Here is a 25,979-nt window from a genome sequence, read left to right as displayed (position 1 = left end):
TTCAAATAATATATTCCTTCCGCCGAAGCGAAACTCCTTTATTTTTCAAGGTCAACAGATACCGAAAAATGCATATCATTTGAAACTGAACATACATTTTTATATAGTGAAATTGACACACAAGACAAAAAGGGGGGAACGCCGATAATGAAATATGTGATACTCAGCTTTTTACTGAGCTTTTTTATGGTGCTGTTTCCCCCTTCGGATGTCGCCCTTCCTTCCCAATTGGTGACAGAAACAGACAGCCACGTTCAAATTTCGGTTTACCCGCAGGAGACGGACTCGGCAAAAACGCCGGCTCATACCAAAACCGCTCCGTACGGCCTGTCTAAAGGATACGACGTATTATCCCGGATGGTCACCCTGCTGTCTGTCAAACCTCTTGATCAATTTATTGATTCCACTCTGGAAAGGACGTGCGCCATTCCGATACAATACCAGTCAAATTACCTCCGGCATCAGACAATCTCTCAATGCCAGTCTGTATTTACGGTTTAAAAACAGTATATTCCGGAGGGATTTTTTATGAATATTAAAGAAAACGATCTGCCCGGCATCGGGAAAAAATTCGAAATCGAAACGAGAAACCATGAAAAAATGACGATCATTATTCATGATGACGGCAGGCGGGAAATTTACAGATTTGATGACCGCGACCCTGATGAGCTTCTGGCAAGCATTTCACTTGATGATGCGGAAGCAAGGCAGATTGCCGCGATTATCGGCGGGATGGTGTACAAACCGCAGGCGCTTGAATCAATTGAAATGGCGTTCAGCGATCTGATCATCGAATGGTTCAAAGTTGAAAAAGGAGCAAAAGCGGCCGGGCGGACGCTCGGCGAACTGGATGTGCGCCAGAACTATGATGTGACGGTGATCGCCATCATTAAGCATAACCAGAAAAAGTTTTTGAACCCGGGCGCTGATTCGCTTCTTGAAGCAAACGATACACTCGTTCTCTCAGGCGAAAGAAAGCATCTGAAGAAACTGATCCAAGACTTCCTCTCCAGAGACGGAGTGTGATCTGTTTATGGACCATCTCGTATTTGAAGTCGGTACGGCGCTAGTTCTTGTGGCCATTGCGAGTGTCATCGCCAATAAAATTAAATTTTCGATCATTCCCTTCCTGATCATTTTAGGGATGCTTGTCGGGCCGCACGCCCCCCAAGCGGGCATCATTGACCTGACGTTTATCGAAAGCCGGGAAGTGATTGAATTTTTTGGACGGATGGGCGTCCTGTTCCTCCTCTTTTACCTCGGACTTGAATTCTCGGTCGGAAAATTAGTGAAATCCGGCCGCTCCATCGCCGCCGGGGGAACGATTTATATTCTGATTAATTTCAGTTTAGGACTGATATACGGCTTTATCACGGGCTTTTCCTTTTTGGAAGTGCTTGTATTGGCCGGTGTCATCACGATATCATCAAGCGCCATTGTCGCAAAGGTGCTTGTCGACTTAAAACGCACGGCCAATCCGGAAACGGAGCTGATTCTCGGCATCATTATGTTTGAGGATATCTTTCTGGCGGTTTACCTATCCGTCGTTTCCGGACTTGTACTTGGAGACGCGACGTCTGTCGGGGGCGCGCTGCTGTCAATCGTGATCGCTTTCGGATACATGCTGCTGTTTTTCATCGCCGCGAGAAAATTGCCGCCTCTTCTGAACAAACTGCTTGATATCCGTTCAAACGAGGTATTTGTCATTGTCATTTTCGCCGCGCTCTTTTTCATCGCCGGCTTTTCCGAAACGATTCATGTCGCTGAAGCGATCGGCGCGCTCTTGCTCGGGCTCGTGTTTTCGGAGACGGCCCATTCTGACAGGATTGAACACCTTGTCGTGCCGTTCCGTGACTTTTTCGGAGCCATGTTTTTCTTCAGTTTCGGTCTGAGCATTGACCCGTTTTCACTGGGAGAAGCGGTATGGCTCGCCCTCGGCGCCGTTCTGCTGACGATTGCCGGAAACTTTATCGCCGGCATGATTGCCGGGCGCCGGGCGGGGCTTTCTCATAAAGCATCGTCTAACATCGGGCTGACCATCGTCTCCCGCGGCGAATTCTCCATCATCGTCGCAAATCTCGGCATCGCCGGCGGCCTGTCCGCTTCACTCAAGCCGTTCGCCGCCTTATATGTGTTGATACTGGCTATTCTCGGCCCTTTGCTCACGAAAGAATCGAAGCGGATATATCTCCTGTTGAACAGTGTTTTCAAATGGAAAAAGCCTGAAAAGAAGCTGCAGAAATCATAAAAAAACTGACCTCTTTCTAAGGGGTCAGTTTTTTCGCGCGGGAAGAAATTGCTGAAAAGCTGTTTTTTTGTTAATGGAGAAATGCTCTCTTCCCAGAATCGTATTGATGATTTTTTGGTTTCTGTAAACAGACAGCTTCAAATTCGTAGCGCCCGTTCCGTGGGCATGATCAAGATTCGTTAACGTGAAAAAATGATGCCGCCTATCGTCCTTAAACACAAGACGGGAATCTGCCGTCACTTTAAACCGTTTCTCATCCTCCCATTCGATATCGGGAGAAATTGCCGTAAACCATTCCGGAATATGAGGTTTAAAGCCGGTCGCCAAAATTACTTTTTCTGAATCGGCCGTAAAGCTTTCATCCATCTGCCATTGATGAAAGCTCAGTACACAGCGCCCGTTTTGCTTTTCAATTTTTTCAAGCTCCGCCATCGGCTGAATATATACATCAGGCGAACCTCCGCTGATCGACCTGTGATACAGGGCGTCATAAATGGCGGCAAGTGTGTCAGAATCAATGCCGTGACGCAGTCCGTCCAGCTCCGGCAGTGTGTTCAGCCGTTCTTGAAAAGGCAGGCGGTTAAAATATTCCACATAATCGGGTGTAAACATTTCCTGCCCGAGCTTGGCGGTTTCTAATTCTCGAAATCCGGCGGAACGTGTCACCCATTGCAGCCGGCAGCGGCGGTATTGTTCATCTTGCAATAAATCAGAAAAAATCTCCGCTGCGCTCTGTCCGGAACCGACTACTGTGATTGATTCGGCGCCGGCGAGCTCATCTTTCCGAAACAAATATTCCGTGCTGACCATCGTGTCCTGACGCGCTTCGTCATCAATCTCTGCGGGAATAAGCGGCTCAGAACCCGTTCCCATAACGAAATGCTTCGTTTGATAGACACTGATGCTGCCGTCCTCGATGTTCTTAACGCTGACGTCATAATGCCCGCCGGCATTTTTCACGTCAATCACCTCTGAGCCGAAACGGCATGATTTGATTTCTGAAGCTGCCCAGCTTAAATAGTCATTAAACTCACGTCTTGGAATATCAAATTCATTAAACGTGTAAAACCGGTACAGCCGGTCATGCTCATGGAGAAAATTTAAAAACGTGTAGCGGCTTTTCGGATCAGCGAGCGTGACAAGATCCGCCAGAAACGCCACCTGTAAATCCGTTCCTTTAATTAACAGGCCCGGATGCCACGCAAATTCTTTCTTTTTATCGAAAAAAAGAGCGCTTGTTTCGGGTATATCCTCTAACAATGCGGCAAGGCCTAAATTAAACGGCCCGATTCCCGCTCCTATGACATCATACATATTGTACACCTCTTGCAAATAGCAGTCTGAATGGTCTTTTCCCGTTTTGACTGACGGATAAACATAAAAAAACGGCACGCTGATTCCGTGCCGTTTTTTTATTATAATGCAGATTTGACAAACATCTCATCTAAGTATTTTATTTTCTCTTCTGTATAATGCTCGAATCGGTCATTATATGATTTCGGGTCTTTCGGATTGGCGAAGTGCGTGATTTTTCCGGTTTCCGGATGAATGAATTTGCTTGCCGCGCCGCAGCCGATACCGATAATCGTCTGCACCTCTTCCATAATCATAATGTTGTAGATGCTTTCCTGACCCGGGAAGGAGTAGCCGACATTTTCAAGGTTCCCGAGAATATTTTTCTGCCGGTACAAGTAGTACGGCGTATAGCCGTGCTCTTTTGTCCAGCGCACGGCGTCATCCATCATCCGGGACACTTCCTGCCTGTCGGCAACCTTATACTTATGCTTGTTTCTCGTCATTTCTGACGCCCGTTTAAAAGAAAGCGTATGAACGGTCAAAGATTCAGGCATCAGCTTTTCCGTTTCATCAAGACTGTGCCTGAACTCTGCCGTCCCTTCTCCCGGCAGGCCGATAATCAAGTCCATGTTGATGTTATTCATGCCGTGTTTGCGGGAAAGATGGTATTTTTCGATGGTTTCTTCAACTGTATGGTGTCTGCCGATGGCCTTAAGCGTTTCGTTTTCATAAGATTGCGGATTGATGCTGATTCTGTCAATCTTATACTTATTTAAAACGGCAAGCTTTTCCTCCGTAATCGTGTCGGGTCGTCCCGCTTCAACGGTAATCTCCCTGATATTCTCTACATTCGGGAAAGAACGGACCATTTCTTCATATAAAAGGTCCATTTCCTCAGCCGTAATGCTTGTCGGCGTACCGCCGCCGAAATAAATGGTCGTCACTTTGATATCATGCTGTTTCAGCCATTCTCCGATTTTCTGCATTTCATAGTGAAGCCCCCATAAAAAGGAGCCGACTCTGCCTGCCTGTCCTTGGATGGCGTAAGCCGGAAACGTGCAGTAGGCGCATTTCGTCGGGCAGAACGGGATGCCGATATATATGCTGACTTCATCTTTGACCCGGTACAGATCGGGAACCGCGGCGAGCTGGCGGTCGACAATCTCCTGCATCAGATTGATTTTTTCATCATGTATCAGATAATCTTTTTTCAGATCGGCGTGCGCTTCTTCTTTTGTCAGGCCGCTTTGCAGCTTTTTATGAAGGAGTTTAGTAGGCCTGATGCCGGTTAAGATTCCCCATTTTTGTGTCATGCCCGTATGTGATTGGAGAAGATTTAAGTATACGTACGACAGCGTATTTTTCACCTGTTTAAATACTTCTTTTTCGCTCCAGCCGGCAAGAAGCGGTTTCGTGTGATGCTCCTTTTCACCGGTTCCTTTGATTTCTCCCGATACTGACACGCTGTCTGCATCTTGAGAAATGGCAAGTGAAATGACGAGATCAGAAGGTTCCTCCGTTTCGCCGTACGCAAGAACACACTCTTCAAAAAATAAATTCGCGATATTCTGCAGCGGACGATGCAGCCTGTCATCCGTTATGCCGTCTATTTTTATTTGCAATGTGATCACCTTATTTTTCAGATTCAAAACTTTCTTTAGTGTACAGAAAGAACAGGCTAAAATCAATCCGCGAAAAAGCCGCAGACGGCGTTTCGTGTCTGCGGCTCTTCATTATGACCGTTTCATGTGGAACTTATCGAGAAAGCCTTTGCGGTGCTGCATGCGGAAGTATTCCTTAATCATATAGGCGACTCCCTGTTCATCATTTGACCTTGTCACCCAGTCCGCTTTTCTTTTTAATTCATTGGAGGAGTTCCCCATCGCGACACCGAGGCCGGCCAGCTCAATCATTGGCAGATCATCTTCCTGATGGCCGATGGCGACAACCTCTTCCATTGAAAGCCCAAGTTCAGCGGCGACCATCGAAAGTCCGCTTTCTTTTGACACCCCTTTAGGCACGATGTTCAGTTTTTCCTCATTGACGCGGATCACGTCCACGGCCGGGAATGCTTTCCCTATCGTATCCGTTATGTCAGCCTGCAATCCGTTTTCAGCATGCACCTCAATGACGGGCGCCGAAACCGGCTCATCAAGAAGCAGATCACTTAATGATTCGACAAACTGCACCGGGTAAAAAATCGGGTCAGACGGATGAATGATCGTTTTCCCAACCAGATTGGAGTTCACTTTCTTCTTGTTTCCGATCGAATATTTTTCGTGAAGAAGCCGGATATTGCATTGATAGCTTTCAAGCACCTGAACAATATTAAACGTATGATCTTCTGATATTTTCTTTACAAAAAACGGCTCATCTATTTTTTCGGAAATGTAGGCGCCGCTGTGGGTAACCAATTTTGCATTCAGCTTTAATATTTTCGCTACTTTTTGAGCGGAGCGAAAGTGGCGGTTTGTGACCAGTGTGACGTAAATTCCCTTTTTCTTGACGTATTCGATGGCATCCTTTGTCGTCTGATGCAGTTTGCCGTTGGAGCGAAGAAGCGCTCCGTCTATATTTAACGCCAGCATTTGTTTTGACACAGAGAAGTCCCCCTCCTTGATGACTGTACTTGTCATTAGGATATGACCCTGTCTCTTTGTTTAGAACAACCTTTTCCGAGCAGCAAAAAAGCCTGCCGTCAGCAGACTTTGAACTGTCGTTTTGTTGGGATACGATCGATTTGCTGCCTTCTCCCCAATGTGTACTTCTATTTAAGAAATCTATCAGGAACCCCTTATTTGACCGTTGATGCGCTCGTTTCACTTACTCTCTGTTGCTACCCCTTAACATATCAGGCAGTATCGGCGACCGTATCCTTGGATCATCCTGTAAGTGTAGGCGCTTTCAAGGTTATTATCACACTTTTATTGTCAAAAGACAAGGGTTTTTTTAACTAAAAAAACCAGAAGAAATATCTATGCTGAATGTACGATAAAGCTCAAAAGGAACAGAAACCGCCATCACAAAGCCTTCAGCAAGCAGCATTCCTTGATTTTCAGTTGAATAAAAAAACCCCTCCATATCCGGGATGGAGGGGTCTGGAGCTTATTGCGGGTTTCCGTAAAGCTCTTCAAGAGGTTTCATGATAATTTTGTTTAACTCGCCGATCAGCATGCTCATGCGCTGTTCCGCTTCCATCAGCTGAGAAATCAAATCATGCTGCTGTACGAGAGCAACCGTTTTTTGCGCCTGCTCTACCTCTTCCTGAGTGATTTCTTCACCTGACATCTGTTTTTGCTGCAGCTGCAGCTGTACGTTGCGGAAATTATCAAACATGCGTTTTGCGGATTCATCTGCGTTTACCTGATCATAAAGCCCTCTCAGACGGCTGTATTCATCACTGTTTCGCAAAGCTTTTTCAAGATCATAAGCCGCATCATAAAAATTAACTGCCATAGTAACCGCTCCTTTCTTCCTTACAGACATACCACTCCACTATAACAGACTGCGGAGCGACTTTCATCCTCGGCGGGTGTTTCCCTTAGAAAAGAATGACAAACAAAGCCTGAATTGCTCCAATAACTCCGCCGAGCAGACCGCCTAAATACGTAATCATCTTAAATTCTCTCTTGGAAATCGACAGCACCATTTCCTCCAGCCGTTCAACCGGAAACTGATCGACCTGCTCTTTGACCACTTCCTCAAGCCGCAGGCGTTTCAGCACATCCTCCAAGTGAGCGGCAATACCGCCGAGCGCTGCATCAAGCAGCTTCGGCGCATACGTTCCCGTAATCTCTCTTTCATAACGGGAGATGATCTCACCGAGCCGGCTTTCAAAAAAGGGTGCGGTTTGAAGTGCGGCCAGACCCCGTTTTTTCAGGCTGAACAGCAGATCTTTCGCATTCCACTTTTCATCGGCCTCATAAAGTGTATAGGATTTGAGCTTGCCCCATTCTTGAGAAAGCAGATCAGCCAGAAGCTTTTTCGTTTCCTCATTGCGCAAAAACTTTAACAGCTCAGGCAGCACGCGTTCCGCCAGACTTGAATTGCCGAGGAACATCTGCACCATGCTGCCGAGCATCCCCCTGGCATTCAAAAAGTCGTCAATCATATTGCCGAGTCTGTCTTTTCCTTCTTCACTTTCAAAATAGTCAATGCTCCGCTTCAGGATATAATCAGCGGCCAGCGGGACTTTTTCATCCAGCTTTTTCTGCAGCTCATCAGGGAGCCAGTCTTTTATGGCGCGATGCTCATATTTCGCGTACAGTTCCGAAAGCTTTTCATCTGTAAAACGGTCAATCCATGCATCTGTTTTTTCCTGCGGATTCCGGATGCCTGCAGCGGCCAAGGCTTCCTGCACCGTCATCTCGGACGCGGCCATTTTTTGCGTGAATTGTTCGGCGAATCCAAGCGCCTGGTTTTTAACGGTATCTGACAAAAGCCGCTTTTTTATGCCTTCCGGAGTTAACAGGTGGTTCGTCACCATGAGCCCCATCTGTTTTGCCAATTCGTCCCGTCTTTTCGGGATCAGACCCGGAGTAAACGGAATCCGTTTCCCGAAGAGGTAATACGGGCGGTACGGACGAAATAACATCTGAATGGCAAGATGATTCGTCACCGCGCCGATCGCGGCTCCGATCACAATCATAAATAGAAACGTTCCTGCTATGCCCATTCCTTTTCTTCTGCCTCCATCTTATGTTCTTTTTTTCTAGATGATATATCTATTCGTATTATAGAGGCTGGCGTGAATGCGGGCAAATGAAGAACCTGAATTGTTGTTTGTCAGGAATAAGGCAAGATGCTGTTTCGTACTCTTTACAGTAGATCATCTTTTTATGCTGCGCTTGGCATGTTTATTGGATGGAAGGGCCGTTCCATCAGCGGCTTTTTGAATAAAGGGGGAGTAACAACATGACAACACTCGGTTTTATGTCCGTATCCCGCCGGCACGAAGAAGACTTCGCCGGTGAATTGGCTGAAAGGGCGCCAGAGTATAATGTGCGCTTTGCCCGCTTTACACCGTTTGATATCTCTCCGGATTCTTTACGAGTGAAAGCGCTCGTGTATCATCCGAAAAGCGGAAAATGGAACGAAACAGAAATTGATATTCCTGAATATATTTACGATCGCTGTTTTTACGGAAAATCCGCCGAGGCTCAAAAAGCCAAACCGATCGTCGAATGGCTGAAAAAATATCCGAAAACGGAATTTATCGGCCGCGGGCTTCCTGATAAATGGACGGTCACGAATGCGCTCCAGCAGCATCATCTGATCAGTCCCTATATTCCTGAAACGGCCGAAGTCAGCCGCTATGAAGAGGTGCAATCATACTTAGCGAAGGAAAAAGCATGTATACTTAAGCCCGCTTTCGGCGCGGGAGGAAGAGGCATCATCCTCCTTAAAACAGGCAAAAAATCAATTTCAGCCACTTACTATATCGGAAAAAATAAACAAACAAAAACGTTTTCAAACCACGTATCTTTTAAGTCGTGGTGCAAAAAAGTGCTGCAGCACCGCTATTTGCTTCAAGCCTACTTAAATATTCAGGATAAAGAACAGCACCCGTGCGACATCCGCATTTTCATGCGCAAAAATGAGTCAGGAGCTTGGGAAACGGTCGGAAAAGCGGTCAGAAGGGGTTATCAGAACGGTCTTTTATCTCATTTGCCGGGAAGATCCGAACCGATTAAATTTGACACGTGGTTTGAAGACATTCCGAAAAAGCAGCAGGCCGTATTATTGGATGATGTCTTTTCGATCACCCAGTCCGTCCCTTATTTCCTTGATGAGCAGTTCGGCCCGCTGTTTGAGCTGGGTCTCGATATTTGTTATGCCAAAGACGGGCGCATCTGGCTTTTGGATGTCAATTCAAAGCCCGGACGAAACGCCATTTTAAGCGTGGCTCCCGAGTCGAAAGAGGATTTGTATACCAGTCCGCTGAAACGCTTCAGAGATCTTCAGGCACAGGAAAGCAGGAAAGGAGCACTTCCGCGTGAATCATAAAGGGATGATTGTCGGCATCGATAAAAAAAGCAAAAACACGCTGTATCTCCCTTTTTCCATGAAACGGGAAGGGATGTTATCCGCTGCCTTCGGGACCAAGGTTGTCAAATGCCGTGTGGCCTTTTCTCAATCACTTGAAAAAAGCGCGCTCCTTTCTGAAGATTTGTTTGAGGAGCTGATGATACCGCATAAAAGCCGGGCTGATTTTCTCATTCACGGCCAGACGGTGCACATCGGACCGCTGATCGGCGTTTTCACAGCCGGTTTCACCTCATCAACGTCGCGCCCGTTAAGAGACCGCACATCCTTCTTTTCCAAGCTGCTCTCCCTGCATGAGCAGGCGAACGGATATTGTTTCGTTTTCGGGGCTCATCAGATCAATTGGGAAGAGGGCACCGTCCAAGCGCTGATTTATAAGGACAACAGCTGGAAACGGGCGCACGTCCCGCTTCCGAATGTCGTATATGACAGGCTCCCGAGCCGAAAAACGGAAGAAGTTCCGCTTTTACAGCAGACAAAACAAAGGCTGATGAATGACTATCAGATTCCTTGGTTTAATCCGCAATTCTTTAATAAATGGGACATTCATAAGCTTCTGGAAAAGAACAGCCTCACCGCTTCGCTCCTGCCCAAATCGGTCCTCCATCCGAATGCAGAAGCGATAGAGACGTTATGCGGCACGTTTAACACCGTATATATCAAACCTGCGGACGGCGCTCTCGGAACGGGAATTTACAAGCTGGAAAAAACAGATGCCGGCTTCTCTGTCAAACACACAAATGAGGAAAGAACGGTGTTGACGGCAAACTATTCAGACGCGGCATCCTTCATGAAAGCATTTGAAGAAAACAACGACCCGTCCGCTTTTTTAATACAGCAAGGGATTGATCTGATCTGTCTGGATGGGCGTCCCGTCGATTTCAGGGTGCATACGAATAAAAATGCCGAGGGAAAATGGACAGTGACGGCCATCGCAGCAAAAATTTCCGGTAAAAACAGCATTACGACACATCTGGCAAACGGCGGTGAAGTCAGAACGTTAGCTGAATTATACGGCGATCCGAAAGAGAGAGTCGGCATGATCCGGAAGCTTTCGAAAGCCGCCTTGGCGGTCAGCCGTGTGTTAAATGAGCATATAGAAGGTTTTATCGGTGAAATCGGCTTTGACCTCGGCGTCGATGACACAGGGAAAGTTTGGATGTTCGAGGCCAATTCCCGCCCCGGACGCAGCATTTTCTCTCATCCGAAGCTGCGATCTGTCGATTACCTGACAAAACGGAGAAATTTTGAATATGCGTCATATTTATCAGAACGGTCCATTACCGCCCCGGAAAAACTTTGGCGGTGAGGCCGTCTTTTTTTCGTTTACCCGGGACAGGCACAGAACTATAAGCTACAATGAACAGGATCAACATTTCCCGATAAGGAGCGTGAACGTCATGATTTCGCACTTCAGCTGGAAACCGTTATTCAAAAAAGAGAAACTGCCCGGATGGCGGATTTCGTTTTACTGGCAGGGTACTCATTACGAAGGGATTTACCATAAGTCCGGAGACATTGAATGGGGACATACACATCCGGGGAAAGAAGAGCCGGCTCTTGTAAAAGAGCTGCATGAATTAATGCTTTATCACATCTATGACTGAAAGTTCAAGCTCAGCCGACAAAGGCTGGGCTTTTCTTTTTCTTCCGCTATTTACCACACCGTTTTCCGAATGAGATGCCGTTTGATTCACCATAATACGTAGTACAAAGCGGCAAACAGCATTGGGTGAAGCCGAGCTGGCAATGGTTTTCATTCCGGAAACCATCAGCTGGTGCAATTCCAGCAAACCCAACCATACTAATTTATAAAGGAGATCATACAAATGGCTAACAACAACTCTTCAAACCAACTATTAGTACCTGGCGCTGCTCAAGCAATCGACCAAATGAAATACGAAATTGCTTCTGAGTTCGGCGTAAACCTTGGCGGAGAAACAACTTCTCGTGCAAACGGTTCTGTCGGAGGAGAAATCACTAAACGTTTAGTATCTTTCGCGCAGCAGCACATGGGCGGACAAGGCATACAATAACTCAATAAATGGCTTGCAGAAGGCGCGGGATACCGCGTCTTCTTTTTATGCCGTCACCCTTTTTTCCTATTCCACATACCCTAGGAAAAAAGGAGGGAAAACATGTCATTCATTGCCTCAGTCAATTGGGAGCTGTTTCAGTTCGTAACTGTTTCTTTGGTCAATGAATATGTTGCCCACCATTTCCCCTTTATTCACAGGTATTCTTTTCCCCGCTGCTTTGAATGATATAATGAGCGGCGAGGAGGTTTTTTACATGAAAATCGCTTTACTCGGAGCAACGGGAAGAGTCGGACAGGCTTTTATAAAAGAAGCGCAGAAACACGGACACAGTGACATATTCGCTCTTGTCAGATCAGCTGAAACAGCCCTTCCCATTCCTGAAAAACATATCATAACAGGGAATGCGAGACGGCGGGAGGATGTCGACCGATTGATCTCCAAAGCGGACACAGTCGTGAGCTGTCTCGGCACGGATGGCGGCGATACCCTTTCAGCCGCTGTGATCCATATAATAGACAGCATGAAACGGCATCATGTTCATCGTCTGATTACGATCGGCACCGCCGGTATCCTTCAATCACGGCTCATGCCTGACAAATACCGTTTTGAATCGCCGGAATCAAAACGAAAATCAGCAAGAGCCGCAAAGGAACACGCCCGCGTATACGAGATGCTTCTGGGAGAGGATGTTGACTGGACGATCATCTGCCCCACCTACCTTCCTGACGGAGATGCTTCCGGCGTTTACCGGTTCGAACAGGATATCCTGCCTGAAGGCGGTTCGCGAATCACCGTCGGAGACACGGCGCATTTTCTGTACCGTGAGCTGTTGAATCCGCAGTTTGTCAGAAAACGGGTGGGACTGGCTTACTAATGAAAAAAGGGCGAATCTTTAGATTCACCCTTTCCGGTTACACCGCGGACTGCGCCGTTCCTTTCTGTAATTCATACATTTGATGGTACTGCCCCTTTTGCGCCATTAATTCGTCATGGCTTCCCTTTTCAATGATGCGCCCCTTTTCCAGCACGAGAATCTGGTCTGCGTGTCTGATCGTGGAAAGCCGATGGGCGATAATAAATGTTGTGCGCCCTTCTTGAACCACTTGCAGCGCTTTTTGAATGATTGCTTCTGTTTCGGTGTCAATGTGCGCCGTCGCCTCATCCAAAATTAAAATGGCCGGATCGAACGCGAGCGCCCTTGCAAAAGAAATCAGCTGACGCTGCCCTGAGGACAGTGTGCCGCCTTTTTCCGTGACGGGCTCCATGATGCCCTTCGGCAGGGATTGCAGAAGGCTTTCGGCGCCGACTTGGCGAAGCGCTTCTTCAGCTTGCTCGGGAGAAATACGCTGATCATCAAGGGTGACATTGGAGCCGATCGTGCCCGAGAAAAGATACGGGTCTTGCAGCACAATGCCCATATGCGACCTCAGCTCCTGTCTCGACATGCCGTAAATGCTTTTGCCGTCCAGCAGTATATCGCCTTTTTGGGCATCGTAAAAACGGAACAGAAGATTAAGGATGGAGCTTTTGCCGGATCCCGTATGGCCGACGAGGGCGACCGTCTCACCTTTTTCAGCTGTAAAGCTGATATGTTTCAGCACCTCTTCTCCCTTTCGATAACCAAAAGAAACATCGCGGAATTCCACAGTCCCTTCCGCCTTTTTGTGTGCGGGAGCGCCTGTTTCTTCCGTTTCCTCTTCCTGTAAAAGTTCAAATACCCTGCCCGCAGAAACACGAGCCAATTCAAGCTTCGAAAATTGGTTGACAATCCCTGTAACAGGCTGAAACAAACGGTTTAAATAATCAACAAACGCATATAACACGCCGATCGAAACAAATCCTGCCGCACTCAGACTAGCGCCTCCGAAATACCAGATCAATCCGACAAACGCAAGATTGCGAAGAACATTGACAAGACTGTGGGACATGAGGGAATTTAAGGACAGCATTTTGTTCTTGAAGCGGAAATGAGCTTCATTTAATTCTTCAAATTCCTTCATCGTTTCCTTCTCACGGCGGAACGCCTGAATAATCGGCATACCTTGAATGGACTCGTTCATTTTCGCATTGATGTCACTGTTAATTGAACGAATTTTTTGGTTGAAGACGGATGCGTATTTACGGTACACAACCGACCAGATTATTAAGATCGGAATAATCAGAAGGCAAACGGCGGCCAGCCTGACATCAAGCATAAACAGCGCCGTAAAAATGCCGAGCATGTAGACGCCGCTTGTGATAAACGTAGACAGCACCGTTACATATAAATCTCTGACCGCTTCTGTGTCATTCGTAATGCGGGCCACGACCTTTCCGGCGGGCAGATTATCAAAGTAGCGGATCGGCATTTTCTGAATGTGCGAAAATACATCCTGCCTCATGCGCTGTATGATCCGGTTTGCTCCCATCTGCAGCAGGTAATGCTGGCCGTAATGAAAGCACACGGAAAACATGAGCAGCCCCGCATATATGGCGGTCAAAGTCAGCAGTCCTTTTATTTCCGGCCGGTAAAATTGAAAAATTTCCTGTTTGGATAACGTAACGGCGGGATATGACCTGCTTTCCTTACCGTTTGATATCGTCAGCCGGCCGTCAGACACCGAACGGTTTCCGTCAAAACTGACGGGGCGGTCAACAAAATAGTAGGCCGCACCGACTTGATAAATGTGCACCTCTCCGGTTTTGTCCGCCCCCGGTTTGATCCGGTCTTCCCTGACATAATCATGCCCCCGGAACCTGACGGCGCCCGGATCGTCCGCAGAGGCTTTATACCATATTTTTTCAATGCCGAGAATATGATCGTCAATCATTTTTTTTCCGATAAACGGGCCGGTCAGCTCAGTGCCGACCGCAATAATAAGCAGAACGACCGCCCAAATCAGCAGTTTTTTATATTGAAGCGCGTAATTCCATAATCTTCTTCCGGTCTTCATGCGCTGGTCCCCCCTTCTTCAAGAGAGGACAGCTGCTGCCTCTCATATTGTTCCCGATACCAGCCGTTCTGCGCCAATAGCTCCTGATGTGTGCCTCTTTCAGACACCCGACTTTCGTCCATGACGAGAATGAGATCTGCGTGTTCAACCGCCGAGAGCCGGTGGGTGGTGATAATCGTTGTTTTATCCCGCCGTTTTTTACGGATGCTGTCAATAATGGCCGCTTCCGTTTTCGCGTCAACGGCGGAAAGCGAATCATCTAATATGAGGATGTCGGGATCTGTCAAAAGCGCTCTCGCAATTGAGATGCGCTGCTTTTGTCCGCCTGAGAGCGCTACGCCCTTCTCGCCGACAAGCGTCTCAAGCCCGTCGGAAAGCATGCCGATATCGTTTTCAAAATGCGCATCTTTCAGCGCGCTGCCGATTTCTTCTTCGCTTGCGTCCTGCCGTCCGTAAAGCAGATTTTCCTTTACCGTCTTTGAAAATAAAATATGATCCTGCGGCACATAGCCGACCCACCCGCGGAGCTGATCAAGCGGAATTTCCTGAATCGGTACGCCTGTGAACGTGATCGCCCCCGCACCGGGCGGATATTCACGCAAAAGCTGCTTAATGATCGTCGTCTTTCCGCTTCCCGTTTTCCCGACAATGCCGAGCGTCTGCCCTTTTTCTACGGAAAAAGAGACATCAGAAAGAGCCGGTCCCGCTCCGCTCGGATACGTAAAGGTCACTTGTTCAAAAACGAGACGCCCGGGCTCCTTGATACCTGCGGGATGCTTGGGCCCGATCACGTCAGGCTCATAAGAAAGCGTCTCATTGACACGATCCAAGGAGGCATTGCCGCGCTGCATGATATTGATTAATTCGCCGATCGCAAACATCGGCCAGATCATCATTCCGAGATACACGTTAAACGATACAAGCTCTCCCAGCGTCAGCCGGTTTTGAAAAACGAGATAGGCGCCGTAGCCGAGACCGATGAGGTAGCTGAGGCCGACGAGAAGTTTCACAGTCGGCTCAAAGAGAGAATCGATAAACGCCACCTTCATGTTTTTCTCATATACATCAGCCGTCATATCTCCGAATCGGCTGACATCATTTTTTTCCTGCACGAAAGCCCGAATGACCCGGACGCCGGATACCGACTCCAGCACCTTGTCATTTAATGATCCGAAAGCATCCTGCGCTTCCGTAAACCGCTCATGAATCTTTTTTCCGTACAGACTGACCGCAGCCGCCATAATCGGCAGCGGGATAATCGCGGCGAATGTCAGCTTCCAGCTGATGACAAACCCCATCGTTAAAAATATCGTCAGCATATACATCGTCGAATCAACGAGCGTTAAGACCCCGAAGCCCGTCGTCATACTGACGGCCTGCAAATCATTTGTCCCCCGCGCCATTAAATCGCCCGTCCTGTATTTCTCAAAAAACGGCGGTGACATGTGAAGAAGTTTTCCCATCAGCTTTGAACGGAGAATCTTCTCCATGACATTCGCTCCGCCGAAAAGCTGATACATCCAAAAATAAGACAGCAAGTAGACGGCTGCCGTTAAAGCGAGAAAAACACATATATAAAACAGCATCCCGCTTTTCGTAAACACACCCGCCTTCATATCGTCTATTGCGTTACCGAGAAGTTTAGGCGGAAACATTTCAATGACATTCACAATCAATAACAGAACAATCGCCGTCGTATAGCGCAGCCAATAGGCTTTAAAAAACCAAGCCAGCTTTTTTAATACAGTAAACAAATACCGTCATCCCCTTTCATTAGTCAGCCTCCCTCAAGCTTTTCCGGATTGTTGTACATTTTTTTCACTAATACCGCCACATGCATCACACCTGTCTTTCTTCATTTTTTTGTATAAAAAAAGACATGAAGCGTCAGCTCCATGCCTCTTATTATGATAAATAAGGTACAGACCCGCCTTTTATGCGCGACTGCACCGTTTTTAAGCAAATGTTCAGAAAACGGAAGGTGTATGGCAGTCACGCCGGTATTTAGCTGAAGCTGAGTTGACACGCTGTAATGTTGACATGATCCATACCTCCTTTTTCCTATATTCTTCCTTCATCATATAAATAAATCCTTTTATTGTCAATCCGGGTTTTAGCTTTTTTCCAAACGGGTATTGTTCTGCAAACCTTTTTTACTGAAAGGATGAGGCCGATGTTTCATGCGGACCGGTTGATTGCAGCTTTTGACGGAAGTGATGACAGTAAGAAAGCGCTACAAAAAGCCATAGACCTTTCAAAAACGTTTCACGCGGATTTAACGGTCGTGCATTCCCACAATGCAAAAGATACCCAGACGATTGTTGATCCTCCGAGGCCGGGAGCCGGGGCGACGTATATCGGAGGCGGGATTGCAAGCGTTCCTGATCCGCTCCAAGCGGAAAGAATCTCCCCTGATCCCATGATTTATGAAGACCGCACGGAAGAAATCATTGCCGAAGCGAGAATGCTGATGAACGACGCCCAGATTGACGGGGATATCGACATTTTAGAAGGTGATCCCGCTGACGCCATTATCGAGCATGCCGACCGCATATCGGCGGATTTGATCGTCATCGGAAGCCGAGACCGGAACAGGCTGAAAAAACTTTTATTCGGAAGCGTCAGTGAAAAGCTGTCGTCTAAATCCGATATTCCGGTGCTTATCGTAAAATGATCTTTCTATGCAGCAGCTTTATAAAAAGCTGCTTTTTTTCTGTGTTCGTCCGTGCATGAAGACGATTTACATCTCCCGGCTGTTTCCTCTTTTTTTCGGCATCACAAAAAAGCTCGCCATGATCAAAAAATCGATGCACAATACGACGGACCAGCCCTTTAACAGGCCGCTTATCGCTTCGGTCCGGGAAGCGTCGTGAATGAGAAATACCGTTCCGGCCAGAAGAATGCCGCCGATGATAAACGCTAATACATGCCTCCCCCATCCTTTTGCATAATGTTTGGCATAATCCAGTCCGTACCGCTTGACTGGTTTTGCCCCTTCCTTTACCACATAATAGCGGAAACGCTCATCCGCCCATTGAATCATGCTTTTTCCGAAGGCGACAGACACTCCGATGTAAACGGCGGCCAAAGCATGCGCCAAAGTCGCTGTCGCCCCTCTGTATAAATCAGCCGCGGCCGCAAGAAACAATACGGCATCCAAAAGAGGAATGAGAGCGAAAAAAAACATTCCGAGCTTTTGCCGCCTGAATAAATACCGTGCCGCCAATCCGCAGATGACAGCCGCCCAAAAAGCAGCCTCACAAATGACAATCAACCAAGCAACTGCGTTCAATCCGGTTCCCCCTTATCGTTTTCTAAAAAGCATTGTAACACCTCTTTTTATTTAATACAATCGTATTACAAAATTGCAAGAAAATTTTTTTCCTGTTACACTGGAACCATGCCTAAAATAATCGACCACGAAAAAAGAAGAAAACAAATAGCCGAAGCCACATGGCGGACGATTTTGGAGCGGGGCATGGAAGGAGCGACAGTGAGAAACATCGCCCGGGAAGCGGGTCTTTCTTTAGGCGCGCTGAGGCACTATTTCACCACCCAGGACGAGCTTTTGGGGTACGCGATGACACTCGTAAAAGAAAAAGTTGCCGCCAGAATAAACGAAGTCGCCATGACAGATCTGCCGCCGAAAGAAAAAGCGGTGCGTCTGATGCTTGAAATCATCCCGACAGATGAAGAATCGATGGCTGAAATGGAGGTATGGTTCGCTTTCACAGCTTACGCCAGACATAAGGGGGAAGAATTTCATCCCCAGCATGACGGGATCTTGGAATATATCCGCAGCCTGATTGACTGGCTGGATGAAAATAAGCATCTGAAACCAAATCTTGATAAAGAGATAGAAGCGGAGAAATTGTATGCCATCGCAGACGGATTGGCGCTGCATGCCATGCTTGAACCGAATCGTCTTTCAAAAGAGAAGATCTCCCGCGTGCTCATTCAGCATATCGAATCTCTTTTTATCTAACAGAAGCAAAAAGGCCGGATGTGTTTCCGGCCTTTTTTCCGCTTATGATTGAACCCCGATCTCCTGCTGAATGCGCGACTGAAAAGCCTCCAGAATTGTTTTGGCTACAGGACCCGGTACACCGCTGCCGACCGGTTTTCCGTCAAGGGTTACGATCGGAATTAGTTCAGACGTCGTTGACGAGATAAAAATTTCATCCGCGCCTCTGAGTTCGTCTTCAGTAAGGGGCTTCTCCCGCACCTCAATCCCATTTTCTTTCATCAGTTCTAAAAGTTTTATTCTGGTAATGCCGTTTAAAATCAGCTCGTTTGCAGGATGCGTCCGGACGGTGCCGTTAATGACGGCGTATACATTGGAGGAGGTTCCTTCCGTTACCGCCCCGTCTCTTATCAGCACTGCTTCATATGCGCCTGCTTCATATGCTTTTTGTTTGATCATCACATTATACAGTAAATTCAGACTCTTAATGTCACATCTCAGCCAGCGTTTGTCTTCCGCCGTTATGGCCTGCGCTCCGGCTTTTTGTTCATTTTCCGGTTTTTTCACTGAAAAGGTGTATGCCGTCGTCTGCGGCTCCAATCCCTTGTCATACTGGTGCTTTCGCGGCGCCTTCCCTCTCGTCGTCTGAATATAAACTCCGCCGTCAATGAGTTTGTTTTCCTGTACGAGCTTTTGCAGATCCCATTCTATGTCTTCTGCGGAGAACGGCAGGGTGATGCCGATTTCTGCGGCGCTTCTGAAAAGACGGACGATATGCTCCCGCAGTCCGAATAAGGCGCCGTTATACACTCTGATGACTTCATACACACCGTCACCGAATTGATATCCGCGGTCCTCAATATCAACTGCCGCTTCCTCACGATCAATCAACTGGCCGTTTACTAATGCCTTCATGTAAACCCTCCTAATCGTTATCTGCCGTGATGTGCATTCTCAGCTGTTATTGTCAACTATTCTATCATATTGAACAAGCAAGCCGGCAGCGGAGTTTATTTTTTTCTTAAAATCTTATCATTCGACATATTTTCTATGTCTTTTCCAGTTTTGTTCCTGTATACTTGATTCGACATACATATGCTGTTAACTTATGGCACTTTGCAAGCCTCCGTTGTTACCAGCATTATGAAGAAATTTATGCTACTGGAGAGATTGTTATGCGCAAGACAAAAGAAGGTGCTTCCCCTTCTCTGTTTTCATTGGCTTTTAAACTTACGAGTTTAGCAGTTTTGTGCGGACTGCTTCTGGTAATCGTCATAATGGGTTATTCCGCTTCCGCCGCAAAAAACAAACAGGTCACCGTGACCGCAAACGGGCAGCTTCGAGATGAAACAGAAAGCCTGCGGCTGAAAAATGATTCTCCCGACGTCTTACTTAAACATTTGCAGAAAGAGCAAGACACAGGGAAAAAAACGGTATATTTAACCTTCGACGACGGGCCGTCTCCATATACTGAACAGCTGTTGAATGTATTGAAGGCAAATGGCGCAAAAGCCACTTTTTTTATGCTTGAACCGCGGATGAAAGCCTATAAGCATTCCGTGGAAAGAGCGAACCGGGAAGGAATCGCGCTCGGCCTGCATGGCGTGACGCACGATAATCATCTGTTTTATCAAACACCGACATCGCCGCTGAAAGAAATGCAGCAGGGACGCGATACGCTCCAGACAATCACGGGAGTGAAAACGGATCTTGTCCGTACGCCTTACGGCAGCAAACCGTCATTGACAGACACCCAGATTAAGCATCTCGAAAAAGGCGGCTTCGTGTACTGGGACTGGACGATAGACAGCGAGGACTGGAAGTACAAGAATGCCCGGTATGTGCCGGAAGTGCTGAATCAGCTCGCATATTTGGAAAGCGTTCATACGAGCAGGCCGCATGTCATTTTAATGCACGATCTGCCTGCGACGGTGCATGCTTTGCCGAGCCTGATCCAAAAACTGAAAGCTCAGGGCTACTCATTTGACGTGCTGACGGATCAAATGATTCCCGTCCATGAATAAGAAAAGCCGGATCTGTATATGATCCGGCTTTTTTTATGTCGCGGTGCTGATCCGCTTTGCAAATTCACCGATCTTCTCATGAATGACAAGATCAAATAAATGGTCGCAATATGTCGGCTCAAGGTTAATGATCACTTGCTTCAAACCGGGAATCCGGCTCGCATCCTCAGGGACAAACCTTGCCGGCGCCACCTCAAGCGAAGTGCCGATCACAAGAAGAAGATCGGCTTTATCAAGCTTTTCATAAAGGGTTTCAAAATGCTGAACAAGATCGCCGAACAGGACGACATCCGTCTTTAATACAGCGCCGCATACCTCATGATCTCCGGTTTCCGCCGTACATTCCGGCACTTCTTCCTTCAGCAGATGTGAAAGCCCGTAGCGCGCTCCGCAGCGGGGGCATACGGCGGTCTGAATTGAACCGTGAAGCTCATAGACACTGCTGCTTCCCGCTTTCCTATGAAGCCCGTCAATATTCTGCGTGAAAATGTCTACCTGTTTTCCCCGCTTTTCAAGATCCGCCAAATACTTATGGCCGGCATTCGGTTCATAACTTCCGCTCATTTTCATCTGAAACAGCTGTTTGAATTTAGGCCAGAAGTCGCGCGGACGGCGTTCAAAGTATTCCCTGCTCATCGCTTCCATTCTGGAGGTGTCTTCGGTCCATATCCCGCCTGCCGAACGAAAATCAGGAATGCCGGATTCCGTGCTCATGCCCGCTCCCGTCAGCACCATGATACGTTCAGCCTGATTGATCAATGTCATAAACGCTTCCACTCTTCCACCGCCTTTTTCTTTTTATCATATCATGAAAAAAGAACGGCGCCTGTTATGCCCGTTCTTTTTCTCCGGAATGACCATTGACTTGAACCGGTTCATCCTGATTTTTCTGTTTCACAAAAACCGTTTGGCCCGGATAGGCGAATTCCACGCCTTCCTCAGCAAAAAGATCTATAATCCGGCGGTTGATATCCTGCCGCACATCCAGGCTTTCCGCCCAGACGATGGTCTTTGTGTAGAAGTTAAAAAACAGATTGTAATAGCTGTCTGCAAACACGTCAAAATGAACCATAATCGTATCATCATGTACGCCTTCATGTTCACGCAGCATTTCTCTGAGCCTGATGATGCACCGATCTAAACGGTCAATCGGCGTCGCATAAGAGACACGAACGGAAAACGTAACCTGGCGCTTCGTCATTCTCGTCCAGTTTGTGATGGCTTCCATGGACAGCGTTGAATTGGGCACGGTGACAAGCGCCCCCTGCGCCGTGCGGAACCTTGTGCTTCTGAATGTAATATCTTCTACGCCCCCCGTCACAGACGACGTCTCGACCCAGTCGCCGATCGTAAACGGCTTCTCCGTAATAATGATGATGCCGCCGAAAAAATTGCTGATCGTATCTTTAGCCGCAAGTGCGAAGGCCAGCCCGCCAAGTCCGAGTCCGGCCACGAACCCGTTTACATCATAATTAAATTCCTGCGCGATTACACTGACGCTGAGCGCGAGAATGACAAAGCGCAGCACCTTGGATAAAAACGGCGCCAAAATGTCATCCATATCAAGCTCAAAGCGCTGATTGACTTTATGAAATAAAAAGGAAGACGCGGATGTCAGATTGCAAAGCCCCCAGGCGATCAGCGCCACGATCAGAGAGCGGTACATTTTTTTGACAATGTCCATCTGCCCGTCTAAAAACGGCGAATACTCAATCGCCAAAAACAGCCCCAGCGCCACGAAAAACCATCTGGCCGGCTTGTCAAACGCGATGGCAATCTGTTTGAATATGTCGGTTTTCGGTTTGTTCGCCAATTTATAAACAAGCTGAAAAAAGTATTTGACAAACAGCTTTCTCAAAATGAGAAAAGCCGCTAAAATTCCAATGCTGATACCGATCTGTGAAATATGGTCAAGAGTAAAAAAGCTCTGAAAATGTGTCATCATGGCATATGCTCCTTTGTCTTGTCGAAAATCCATTATACTAAAACATTCGGACATCAGCTTCTTTTAATGTCTTCAGGCAGCCTAAAAACCCCGGCAGCAGAACACAGCCGGGGTTTTCACAAAATTCGTTCATCTTTCAGCCAGATACAACAGGGGCAGGCACTATTTCTTCTTCGATTGTGTCTGTTTCAGGAGAGTCGCTTTTTGAATTTCAGCATCGGTTTCGGCTTTAATTCTTTCTTCCACTTTCAATCTCCCTTTTCCCATGATCTCGCCTCCTTTTTGCCATTATAAATCACCACTGCGGATTGTAAACCGAAAAAAGCACTATCTTCATTCCAAAAAAATCCTCTTTCGCACATTCACCAGTTTGAATCGCTGTGCATATATGAATTTGATATAATAACAGAAATGCCCTTGAGGGGAGCTGACAAGCTTGTATACCATCGCCCATCGCGGCGCATCCGGTAATGCGCCCGAAAATACATTTGCGGCATTTGATATCGCGGCCGAATTGAACGCTGATTTCATTGAGCTTGACGTCCAGCTCACAAAAGACGGACACATTGTCGTCATTCATGATGACAGAGTCGACAGGACAACGGACGGCTCCGGTTTTGTAAAAGATTACACGCTGAAGCAGCTGCAGTCTTTGGACGCCGGAAGCTGGTACGGAGCTGAGTTTAAAGGAGAGCGGATTCCCCTGCTCGAAGAGGTCTTGAAGCGCTATCATTCTAAAATCGGATTTTTAATTGAACTAAAAGGGCACGCTTCTCAAGTCGGTCTTGAAAAAGCAGTCGGCCAGCTGTTAAGCAAGTTTTCCTTTTCCATTTATCATATCGTTCAATCTTTCAGCCTCAAGTCGATTCAGATCTTTCATGACATGTATCCGTCCGTTCCGACTGCGATCATTGCCAGGCCCAGCTTTGGGATGTTTTCCAAAAGCCAGCTGACCGCCTACAAATCAGCCGCAAATTATGTCAATATTAAATACACCCGCCTGAATCGGTTCTTGATTTCCACCGCCCACAGACACGGCCTGAAAGTATTTGCATGGACGGTCAGAAACAAAAAGACGGCCGAAAAGCTGCAAATGATGGCAGTTGACGGCATTGTAACTGATTTTCCGGATTTTATTTCTAAGGATGGCTGATATGAAACAATACATCGCAATTTTTATCGGAGGGGCGCTTGGCGCTTTGCTCCGCTTTGAATTGAGCACGCACATTCACAGCAGTTCTTTCCCCGCGGCTACTTTCCTCGAAAACGCGGCGGGAAGCCTTTTACTTGGTCTTATCACGGGTTATTTTGTCATTCGGGCAAAGCGCCCTCTTCTAACCGCCTTTTTCGGAACCGGTTTTTGCGGAGGTTTCACGACGATGTCAACCTTCGCAAAAGAAACCGTCTTTTTGCTGCAATCGTCTCCCGCAGCTGCTTTTTGTTATGCTGCCGCGACATTATTCGCCGGCCTTGCCCTTGCGTATGCCGGCATTTTCTGCGGACGGCGGATTGCTCTCCGTTCAGCGGGAAAGGGGCATGAAACGTCATGACGATTGTTTTGATGCTTATCGCAGCGGGAATCGGAGCGGTATTGCGTTTTCTGCTGGGTCAAACCATTTCAGAAAGGACAAAAGGTTTTCCGATTCCGCTTGGAATGGCTGCGGTCAACCTGCTCGGCTCTTTCGGTCTCGGCATGTTCACCGGACTGGGTCTGGATAATCCTTCCGCCGGTATCATCATCGCGACAGGTTTTTTCGGTGCGTTTACGACCTTTTCCACCTTCAGTATTGAAGCCGTGCAGCTGATGATGAACAATCGCATAAAGGAAAGCCTGCTCTATATCGCAGTTTCAGCAGCCGGAAGCCTTTTGGCGTTCTGGTGCGGCCTCATTATCATATCCATTTAAAAAAACCTTGAGCTTATTTTTCGCTCAAGGTTGCGTTATGAAGCATGACCGCTTCAGGCACGGGCAGGGGGCGGTTTATTGTTTCCTGACCGCCAGCGCGGCCCTGTTCTTCTTTTACTTCAAGACGTTTAATAAACCGGCCGTCCATTTCTAATACGAGGACAGTGTATCCCCCGATCTGTATCGACTCACCCGAACAGATATCAATATTCCGCTTCAGCACAAGCCCGCCGATCGTGTCGACTTCCTCTTCAATCCCTGCGCCGAGCAGATGATTTACCTGATCGATGCGAACCTTTCCGTCCAGCACATAATGGCGTTCGGACAGCTTTTGAATCAGCGGCTGTTCGTCTTCATCAAATTCGTCTCTGATATCGCCGACGATTTCTTCAAGGATGTCTTCGGTCGTCACAAGACCGGACGTTCCGCCGTATTCATCAGATAATATCGCCAGATGAATACGCTCTCTCTGCATTTTTATCAGAAGATCGTGTATCGGAATCGTCTCGATGACTTCAATGACCGGACGGACGTAAGAGGCGATGGATACTTCCGCTTTTTCATCTTCTGTCATAAACAGCAGATCTGAAAAGAGATGCTTCGTATTGATCATGCCGATAACGCTGTCTTTGTCCCCGTCCGTTACGGGCCAGCGCGTATATTTATCTTTCAGCATCATATCAAGCATTTCCGGCACTGACATATCAGTTGAAACAGCGGCGATTTCTTTTCTCGGAATCATGATTTCCCTGGCGATCCGATTATCAAACTCAAAAATTTTATTCACAAATGTATATTCAGACGGATTGATTTCTCCGTTTTTTAAACTTTCTGACAGCAGGATCCGCAGCTCTTCTTCAGAGTGGGAGCCTTCATGCTCAGATACCGGCTTTAATCCGGCCAAACCGGTCAAAATTCTCGCGGAGCCGTTCAGCACCCAAATAAACGGGAACATGAACACGTAAAATAACCGAAGCGGCCCTGCAATCCATAACGTCAGCTTTTCCGCTTTTTGAATGGCAACCGTTTTAGGCGCAAGCTCACCGACGACGACATGTAAAAATGTAATCAGCCCGTACGCCGCGGCAAAAGCAATCACATGCTCAGCAGAATCCGGCAGTCCCATACCCCGAAACACAGGATGAAGCATCCGCTCAAATGCTGGCTCTCCCAGCACCCCGAGCCCGATGGATGTCAGTGTAATGCCGAGCTGCGAGGCGGATAAATACTCATCAAGATCCGTAATGATACGCTTTGCAAGCACTGCCCGTCTGTTCCCTTCTAGGATGAGCTGATCGATTCTGGATCTCCTCACTCTGACGATCGCAAATTCACTCGCCACGAAAAACGCCGTTAACGCAATGAGCACACCGATTAAAATCAAACTGTCAATATCGTCCATTTCACCTTATCCCTGATTGAAGGATAAGGACGTCACCTCCTGATTTCATCATTTTTTCTTAAGCGAGAGGAACGAAATGGGTGATTGACTATGCAGAGGGCCCCATCCTGCCACCTCCTAAGTCAAAGCATGATTATAATTTGTATATTTTATTGTATCACAACTCAATTCTTTCTT

General features: G+C 47.4%; 28 protein-coding genes. 15 read left to right on the top strand and 13 right to left on the bottom strand.

Annotation, left to right across the window (positions count from 1 at the left end; all coding sequences use genetic code 11):
* Positions 1-147: 147 nt before the first annotated feature.
* From MHH91_RS05205 to MHH91_RS05195, 3 genes are read left to right on the top strand one after another with little or no spacing between them, the layout of a single operon-like run.
* A complete protein-coding gene (locus tag MHH91_RS05205) occupies positions 148-501 on the top strand; it encodes a hypothetical protein (protein WP_013351695.1) in 354 nt (117 codons plus the stop codon).
* 27 nt (positions 502-528) lie between these two features.
* A complete protein-coding gene (locus MHH91_RS05200; RefSeq protein ID WP_014469990.1) occupies positions 529-1,026 on the top strand; it encodes a cation:proton antiporter regulatory subunit in 498 nt (165 codons plus the stop codon).
* A gap of 7 nt (positions 1,027-1,033) precedes the next feature.
* Entirely contained in the window at positions 1,034-2,248 is a 1,215-nt protein-coding gene (locus MHH91_RS05195; RefSeq protein WP_014469989.1) for a cation:proton antiporter, read from the top strand.
* Between the two features lie 24 nt (positions 2,249-2,272).
* Here MHH91_RS05195 and MHH91_RS05190 read toward each other — a convergent pair whose 3' ends face one another.
* The 5 genes from MHH91_RS05190 to MHH91_RS05170 form a co-directional block, all read right to left on the bottom strand.
* On the bottom strand, positions 2,273-3,562 hold the full coding sequence (locus MHH91_RS05190; RefSeq protein ID WP_013351692.1) for a lysine N(6)-hydroxylase/L-ornithine N(5)-oxygenase family protein: 1,290 nt from the start codon (positions 3,560-3,562) through the stop codon (positions 2,273-2,275).
* A 101-nt stretch (positions 3,563-3,663) separates the two neighbouring features.
* Entirely contained in the window at positions 3,664-5,166 is a 1,503-nt protein-coding gene (locus MHH91_RS05185) for a coproporphyrinogen III oxidase (RefSeq protein WP_013351691.1), read from the bottom strand.
* A 111-nt stretch (positions 5,167-5,277) separates the two neighbouring features.
* Complete coding sequence (locus MHH91_RS05180) at positions 5,278-6,144, bottom strand: Cof-type HAD-IIB family hydrolase (RefSeq protein ID WP_014469988.1); 867 nt, start codon at positions 6,142-6,144, stop codon at positions 5,278-5,280.
* 505 nt (positions 6,145-6,649) lie between these two features.
* Positions 6,650-7,000, bottom strand: coding sequence for a YlbF family regulator (locus tag MHH91_RS05175; protein ID WP_014469986.1), 351 nt, complete (start codon positions 6,998-7,000; stop codon positions 6,650-6,652).
* Between the two features lie 85 nt (positions 7,001-7,085).
* Entirely contained in the window at positions 7,086-8,219 is a 1,134-nt protein-coding gene (locus MHH91_RS05170; RefSeq protein ID WP_013351688.1) for a DUF445 domain-containing protein, read from the bottom strand.
* A 239-nt stretch (positions 8,220-8,458) separates the two neighbouring features.
* Here MHH91_RS05170 and MHH91_RS05165 point away from each other — a divergent pair, with 239 nt between their 5' ends.
* The 6 genes from MHH91_RS05165 (at position 8,459) to MHH91_RS05140 (ending at position 12,502) form a co-directional block, all read left to right on the top strand.
* A complete protein-coding gene (locus MHH91_RS05165) occupies positions 8,459-9,550 on the top strand; it encodes a YheC/YheD family endospore coat-associated protein (RefSeq protein ID WP_013351687.1) in 1,092 nt (363 codons plus the stop codon).
* Complete coding sequence (locus MHH91_RS05160) at positions 9,540-10,898, top strand: YheC/YheD family endospore coat-associated protein (protein WP_014469985.1); 1,359 nt, start codon at positions 9,540-9,542, stop codon at positions 10,896-10,898. Before MHH91_RS05165 ends, MHH91_RS05160 begins: the two co-directional genes overlap by 11 nt.
* An 82-nt stretch (positions 10,899-10,980) precedes the next feature.
* Positions 10,981-11,196: a YheE family protein gene (locus MHH91_RS05155; protein WP_012117190.1), complete on the top strand. Its 216-nt coding sequence runs from the start codon at positions 10,981-10,983 to the stop codon at positions 11,194-11,196.
* 222 nt (positions 11,197-11,418) lie between these two features.
* Positions 11,419-11,625, top strand: coding sequence for an alpha/beta-type small acid-soluble spore protein (locus MHH91_RS05150; protein WP_013351684.1), 207 nt, complete (start codon positions 11,419-11,421; stop codon positions 11,623-11,625).
* A gap of 102 nt (positions 11,626-11,727) precedes the next feature.
* Positions 11,728-11,853, top strand: a complete 126-nt coding sequence (locus MHH91_RS05145) for a hypothetical protein (RefSeq protein ID WP_014469983.1) — start codon at positions 11,728-11,730, stop codon at positions 11,851-11,853.
* A gap of 28 nt (positions 11,854-11,881) precedes the next feature.
* Positions 11,882-12,502: an NAD(P)-dependent oxidoreductase gene (locus tag MHH91_RS05140; RefSeq protein ID WP_014469982.1), complete on the top strand. Its 621-nt coding sequence runs from the start codon at positions 11,882-11,884 to the stop codon at positions 12,500-12,502.
* Between the two features lie 37 nt (positions 12,503-12,539).
* Here MHH91_RS05140 and MHH91_RS05135 read toward each other — a convergent pair whose 3' ends face one another.
* Positions 12,540-14,561, bottom strand: coding sequence for an ABC transporter ATP-binding protein (locus tag MHH91_RS05135; RefSeq protein ID WP_013351682.1), 2,022 nt, complete (start codon positions 14,559-14,561; stop codon positions 12,540-12,542).
* Positions 14,558-16,315: an ABC transporter ATP-binding protein gene (locus MHH91_RS05130; RefSeq protein ID WP_013351681.1), complete on the bottom strand. Its 1,758-nt coding sequence runs from the start codon at positions 16,313-16,315 to the stop codon at positions 14,558-14,560. Before MHH91_RS05130 ends, MHH91_RS05135 begins: the two co-directional genes overlap by 4 nt.
* Before the next feature lie 419 nt (positions 16,316-16,734).
* On the opposite strand from MHH91_RS05130, the gene MHH91_RS05125 reads away from it, so the two are divergent.
* Positions 16,735-17,235: a universal stress protein gene (locus tag MHH91_RS05125; RefSeq protein WP_014469980.1), complete on the top strand. Its 501-nt coding sequence runs from the start codon at positions 16,735-16,737 to the stop codon at positions 17,233-17,235.
* A 66-nt stretch (positions 17,236-17,301) separates the two neighbouring features.
* Here MHH91_RS05125 and MHH91_RS05120 read toward each other — a convergent pair whose 3' ends face one another.
* Entirely contained in the window at positions 17,302-17,853 is a 552-nt protein-coding gene (locus MHH91_RS05120; RefSeq protein ID WP_014469979.1) for a hypothetical protein, read from the bottom strand.
* Positions 17,854-17,961: 108 nt separating this feature from the next.
* Between MHH91_RS05120 and MHH91_RS05115 the strand changes: the two genes are divergently transcribed.
* Entirely contained in the window at positions 17,962-18,546 is a 585-nt protein-coding gene (locus tag MHH91_RS05115; RefSeq protein ID WP_013351678.1) for a TetR/AcrR family transcriptional regulator, read from the top strand.
* Positions 18,547-18,588: 42 nt separating this feature from the next.
* Here the strand turns inward: MHH91_RS05115 and dat are convergent, their stop codons facing one another.
* Complete coding sequence (dat, locus tag MHH91_RS05110) at positions 18,589-19,440, bottom strand: D-amino-acid transaminase (RefSeq protein WP_014469977.1); 852 nt, start codon at positions 19,438-19,440, stop codon at positions 18,589-18,591.
* A gap of 260 nt (positions 19,441-19,700) precedes the next feature.
* Between dat and MHH91_RS05105 the strand changes: the two genes are divergently transcribed.
* A complete protein-coding gene (locus MHH91_RS05105; protein ID WP_014469976.1) occupies positions 19,701-20,549 on the top strand; it encodes a polysaccharide deacetylase family protein in 849 nt (282 codons plus the stop codon).
* Positions 20,550-20,582: 33 nt separating this feature from the next.
* Here MHH91_RS05105 and MHH91_RS05100 read toward each other — a convergent pair whose 3' ends face one another.
* From MHH91_RS05100 to MHH91_RS05090, 3 genes are all read right to left on the bottom strand, one after another.
* A complete protein-coding gene (locus MHH91_RS05100) occupies positions 20,583-21,314 on the bottom strand; it encodes an NAD-dependent protein deacylase (RefSeq protein ID WP_285854272.1) in 732 nt (243 codons plus the stop codon).
* A 64-nt stretch (positions 21,315-21,378) separates the two neighbouring features.
* Positions 21,379-22,494, bottom strand: coding sequence for a mechanosensitive ion channel family protein (locus tag MHH91_RS05095; RefSeq protein WP_014469974.1), 1,116 nt, complete (start codon positions 22,492-22,494; stop codon positions 21,379-21,381).
* Positions 22,495-22,656: 162 nt separating this feature from the next.
* Positions 22,657-22,761: a YhdX family protein gene (locus tag MHH91_RS05090; RefSeq protein ID WP_003155299.1), complete on the bottom strand. Its 105-nt coding sequence runs from the start codon at positions 22,759-22,761 to the stop codon at positions 22,657-22,659.
* 169 nt (positions 22,762-22,930) lie between these two features.
* On the opposite strand from MHH91_RS05090, the gene MHH91_RS05085 reads away from it, so the two are divergent.
* Genes MHH91_RS05085 through crcB form a run of 3 tightly spaced genes read left to right on the top strand, consistent with a single transcriptional unit; the run spans position 22,931 to position 24,400 of the window.
* Complete coding sequence (locus tag MHH91_RS05085) at positions 22,931-23,647, top strand: glycerophosphodiester phosphodiesterase (protein WP_013351673.1); 717 nt, start codon at positions 22,931-22,933, stop codon at positions 23,645-23,647.
* A gap of 1 nt (position 23,648) precedes the next feature.
* Positions 23,649-24,044, top strand: coding sequence for a fluoride efflux transporter FluC (locus MHH91_RS05080; RefSeq protein WP_013351672.1), 396 nt, complete (start codon positions 23,649-23,651; stop codon positions 24,042-24,044).
* A complete protein-coding gene (gene crcB, locus MHH91_RS05075) occupies positions 24,041-24,400 on the top strand; it encodes a fluoride efflux transporter CrcB (RefSeq protein WP_013351671.1) in 360 nt (119 codons plus the stop codon). Before MHH91_RS05080 ends, crcB begins: the two co-directional genes overlap by 4 nt.
* 13 nt (positions 24,401-24,413) lie before the next feature.
* Here the strand turns inward: crcB and MHH91_RS05070 are convergent, their stop codons facing one another.
* The gene (locus MHH91_RS05070) at positions 24,414-25,802 is read right to left on the bottom strand and encodes a hemolysin family protein (RefSeq protein WP_013351670.1); all 1,389 of its coding nucleotides are present in this window, start codon (positions 25,800-25,802) and stop codon (positions 24,414-24,416) included.
* Between the last annotated feature and the right edge of the window lie 177 nt (positions 25,803-25,979).

The organism is Bacillus sp. FSL K6-2819, from assembly GCF_038008305.1.
Lineage (GTDB): Bacteria > Bacillota > Bacilli > Bacillales > Bacillaceae > Bacillus > Bacillus amyloliquefaciens.
This window is presented reverse-complemented; position numbering and strand designations above follow the sequence as displayed.

Bases quoted from the DNA above. Each gene is read 5' to 3' on its own strand.
- MHH91_RS05205 (WP_013351695.1), top strand. From the start codon at position 148: ATGAAATATGTGATACTCAGCTTTTTACTGAGCTTTTTTATGGTGCTG.
- MHH91_RS05200 (WP_014469990.1), top strand. From the start codon at position 529: ATGAATATTAAAGAAAACGATCTGCCCGGCATCGGGAAAAAATTCGAA.
- MHH91_RS05195 (WP_014469989.1), top strand. From the start codon at position 1,034: ATGGACCATCTCGTATTTGAAGTCGGTACGGCGCTAGTTCTTGTGGCC.
- MHH91_RS05190 (WP_013351692.1), bottom strand. From the start codon at position 3,562: ATGTATGATGTCATAGGAGCGGGAATCGGGCCGTTTAATTTAGGCCTT.
- MHH91_RS05175 (WP_014469986.1), bottom strand. From the start codon at position 7,000: ATGGCAGTTAATTTTTATGATGCGGCTTATGATCTTGAAAAAGCTTTG.
- MHH91_RS05170 (WP_013351688.1), bottom strand. From the start codon at position 8,219: ATGGGCATAGCAGGAACGTTTCTATTTATGATTGTGATCGGAGCCGCG.
- MHH91_RS05165 (WP_013351687.1), top strand. From the start codon at position 8,459: ATGACAACACTCGGTTTTATGTCCGTATCCCGCCGGCACGAAGAAGAC.
- MHH91_RS05150 (WP_013351684.1), top strand. From the start codon at position 11,419: ATGGCTAACAACAACTCTTCAAACCAACTATTAGTACCTGGCGCTGCT.
- MHH91_RS05145 (WP_014469983.1), top strand. From the start codon at position 11,728: ATGTCATTCATTGCCTCAGTCAATTGGGAGCTGTTTCAGTTCGTAACT.
- MHH91_RS05140 (WP_014469982.1), top strand. From the start codon at position 11,882: ATGAAAATCGCTTTACTCGGAGCAACGGGAAGAGTCGGACAGGCTTTT.
- MHH91_RS05135 (WP_013351682.1), bottom strand. From the start codon at position 14,561: ATGAAGACCGGAAGAAGATTATGGAATTACGCGCTTCAATATAAAAAA.
- MHH91_RS05125 (WP_014469980.1), top strand. From the start codon at position 16,735: ATGTTTCATGCGGACCGGTTGATTGCAGCTTTTGACGGAAGTGATGAC.
- MHH91_RS05115 (WP_013351678.1), top strand. From the start codon at position 17,962: ATGCCTAAAATAATCGACCACGAAAAAAGAAGAAAACAAATAGCCGAA.
- dat (WP_014469977.1), bottom strand. From the start codon at position 19,440: ATGAAGGCATTAGTAAACGGCCAGTTGATTGATCGTGAGGAAGCGGCA.
- MHH91_RS05105 (WP_014469976.1), top strand. From the start codon at position 19,701: ATGCGCAAGACAAAAGAAGGTGCTTCCCCTTCTCTGTTTTCATTGGCT.
- MHH91_RS05100 (WP_285854272.1), bottom strand. From the start codon at position 21,314: ATGACATTGATCAATCAGGCTGAACGTATCATGGTGCTGACGGGAGCG.
- MHH91_RS05095 (WP_014469974.1), bottom strand. From the start codon at position 22,494: ATGATGACACATTTTCAGAGCTTTTTTACTCTTGACCATATTTCACAG.
- MHH91_RS05090 (WP_003155299.1), bottom strand. From the start codon at position 22,761: ATGGGAAAAGGGAGATTGAAAGTGGAAGAAAGAATTAAAGCCGAAACC.
- MHH91_RS05080 (WP_013351672.1), top strand. From the start codon at position 23,649: ATGAAACAATACATCGCAATTTTTATCGGAGGGGCGCTTGGCGCTTTG.
- crcB (WP_013351671.1), top strand. From the start codon at position 24,041: ATGACGATTGTTTTGATGCTTATCGCAGCGGGAATCGGAGCGGTATTG.
- MHH91_RS05070 (WP_013351670.1), bottom strand. From the start codon at position 25,802: ATGGACGATATTGACAGTTTGATTTTAATCGGTGTGCTCATTGCGTTA.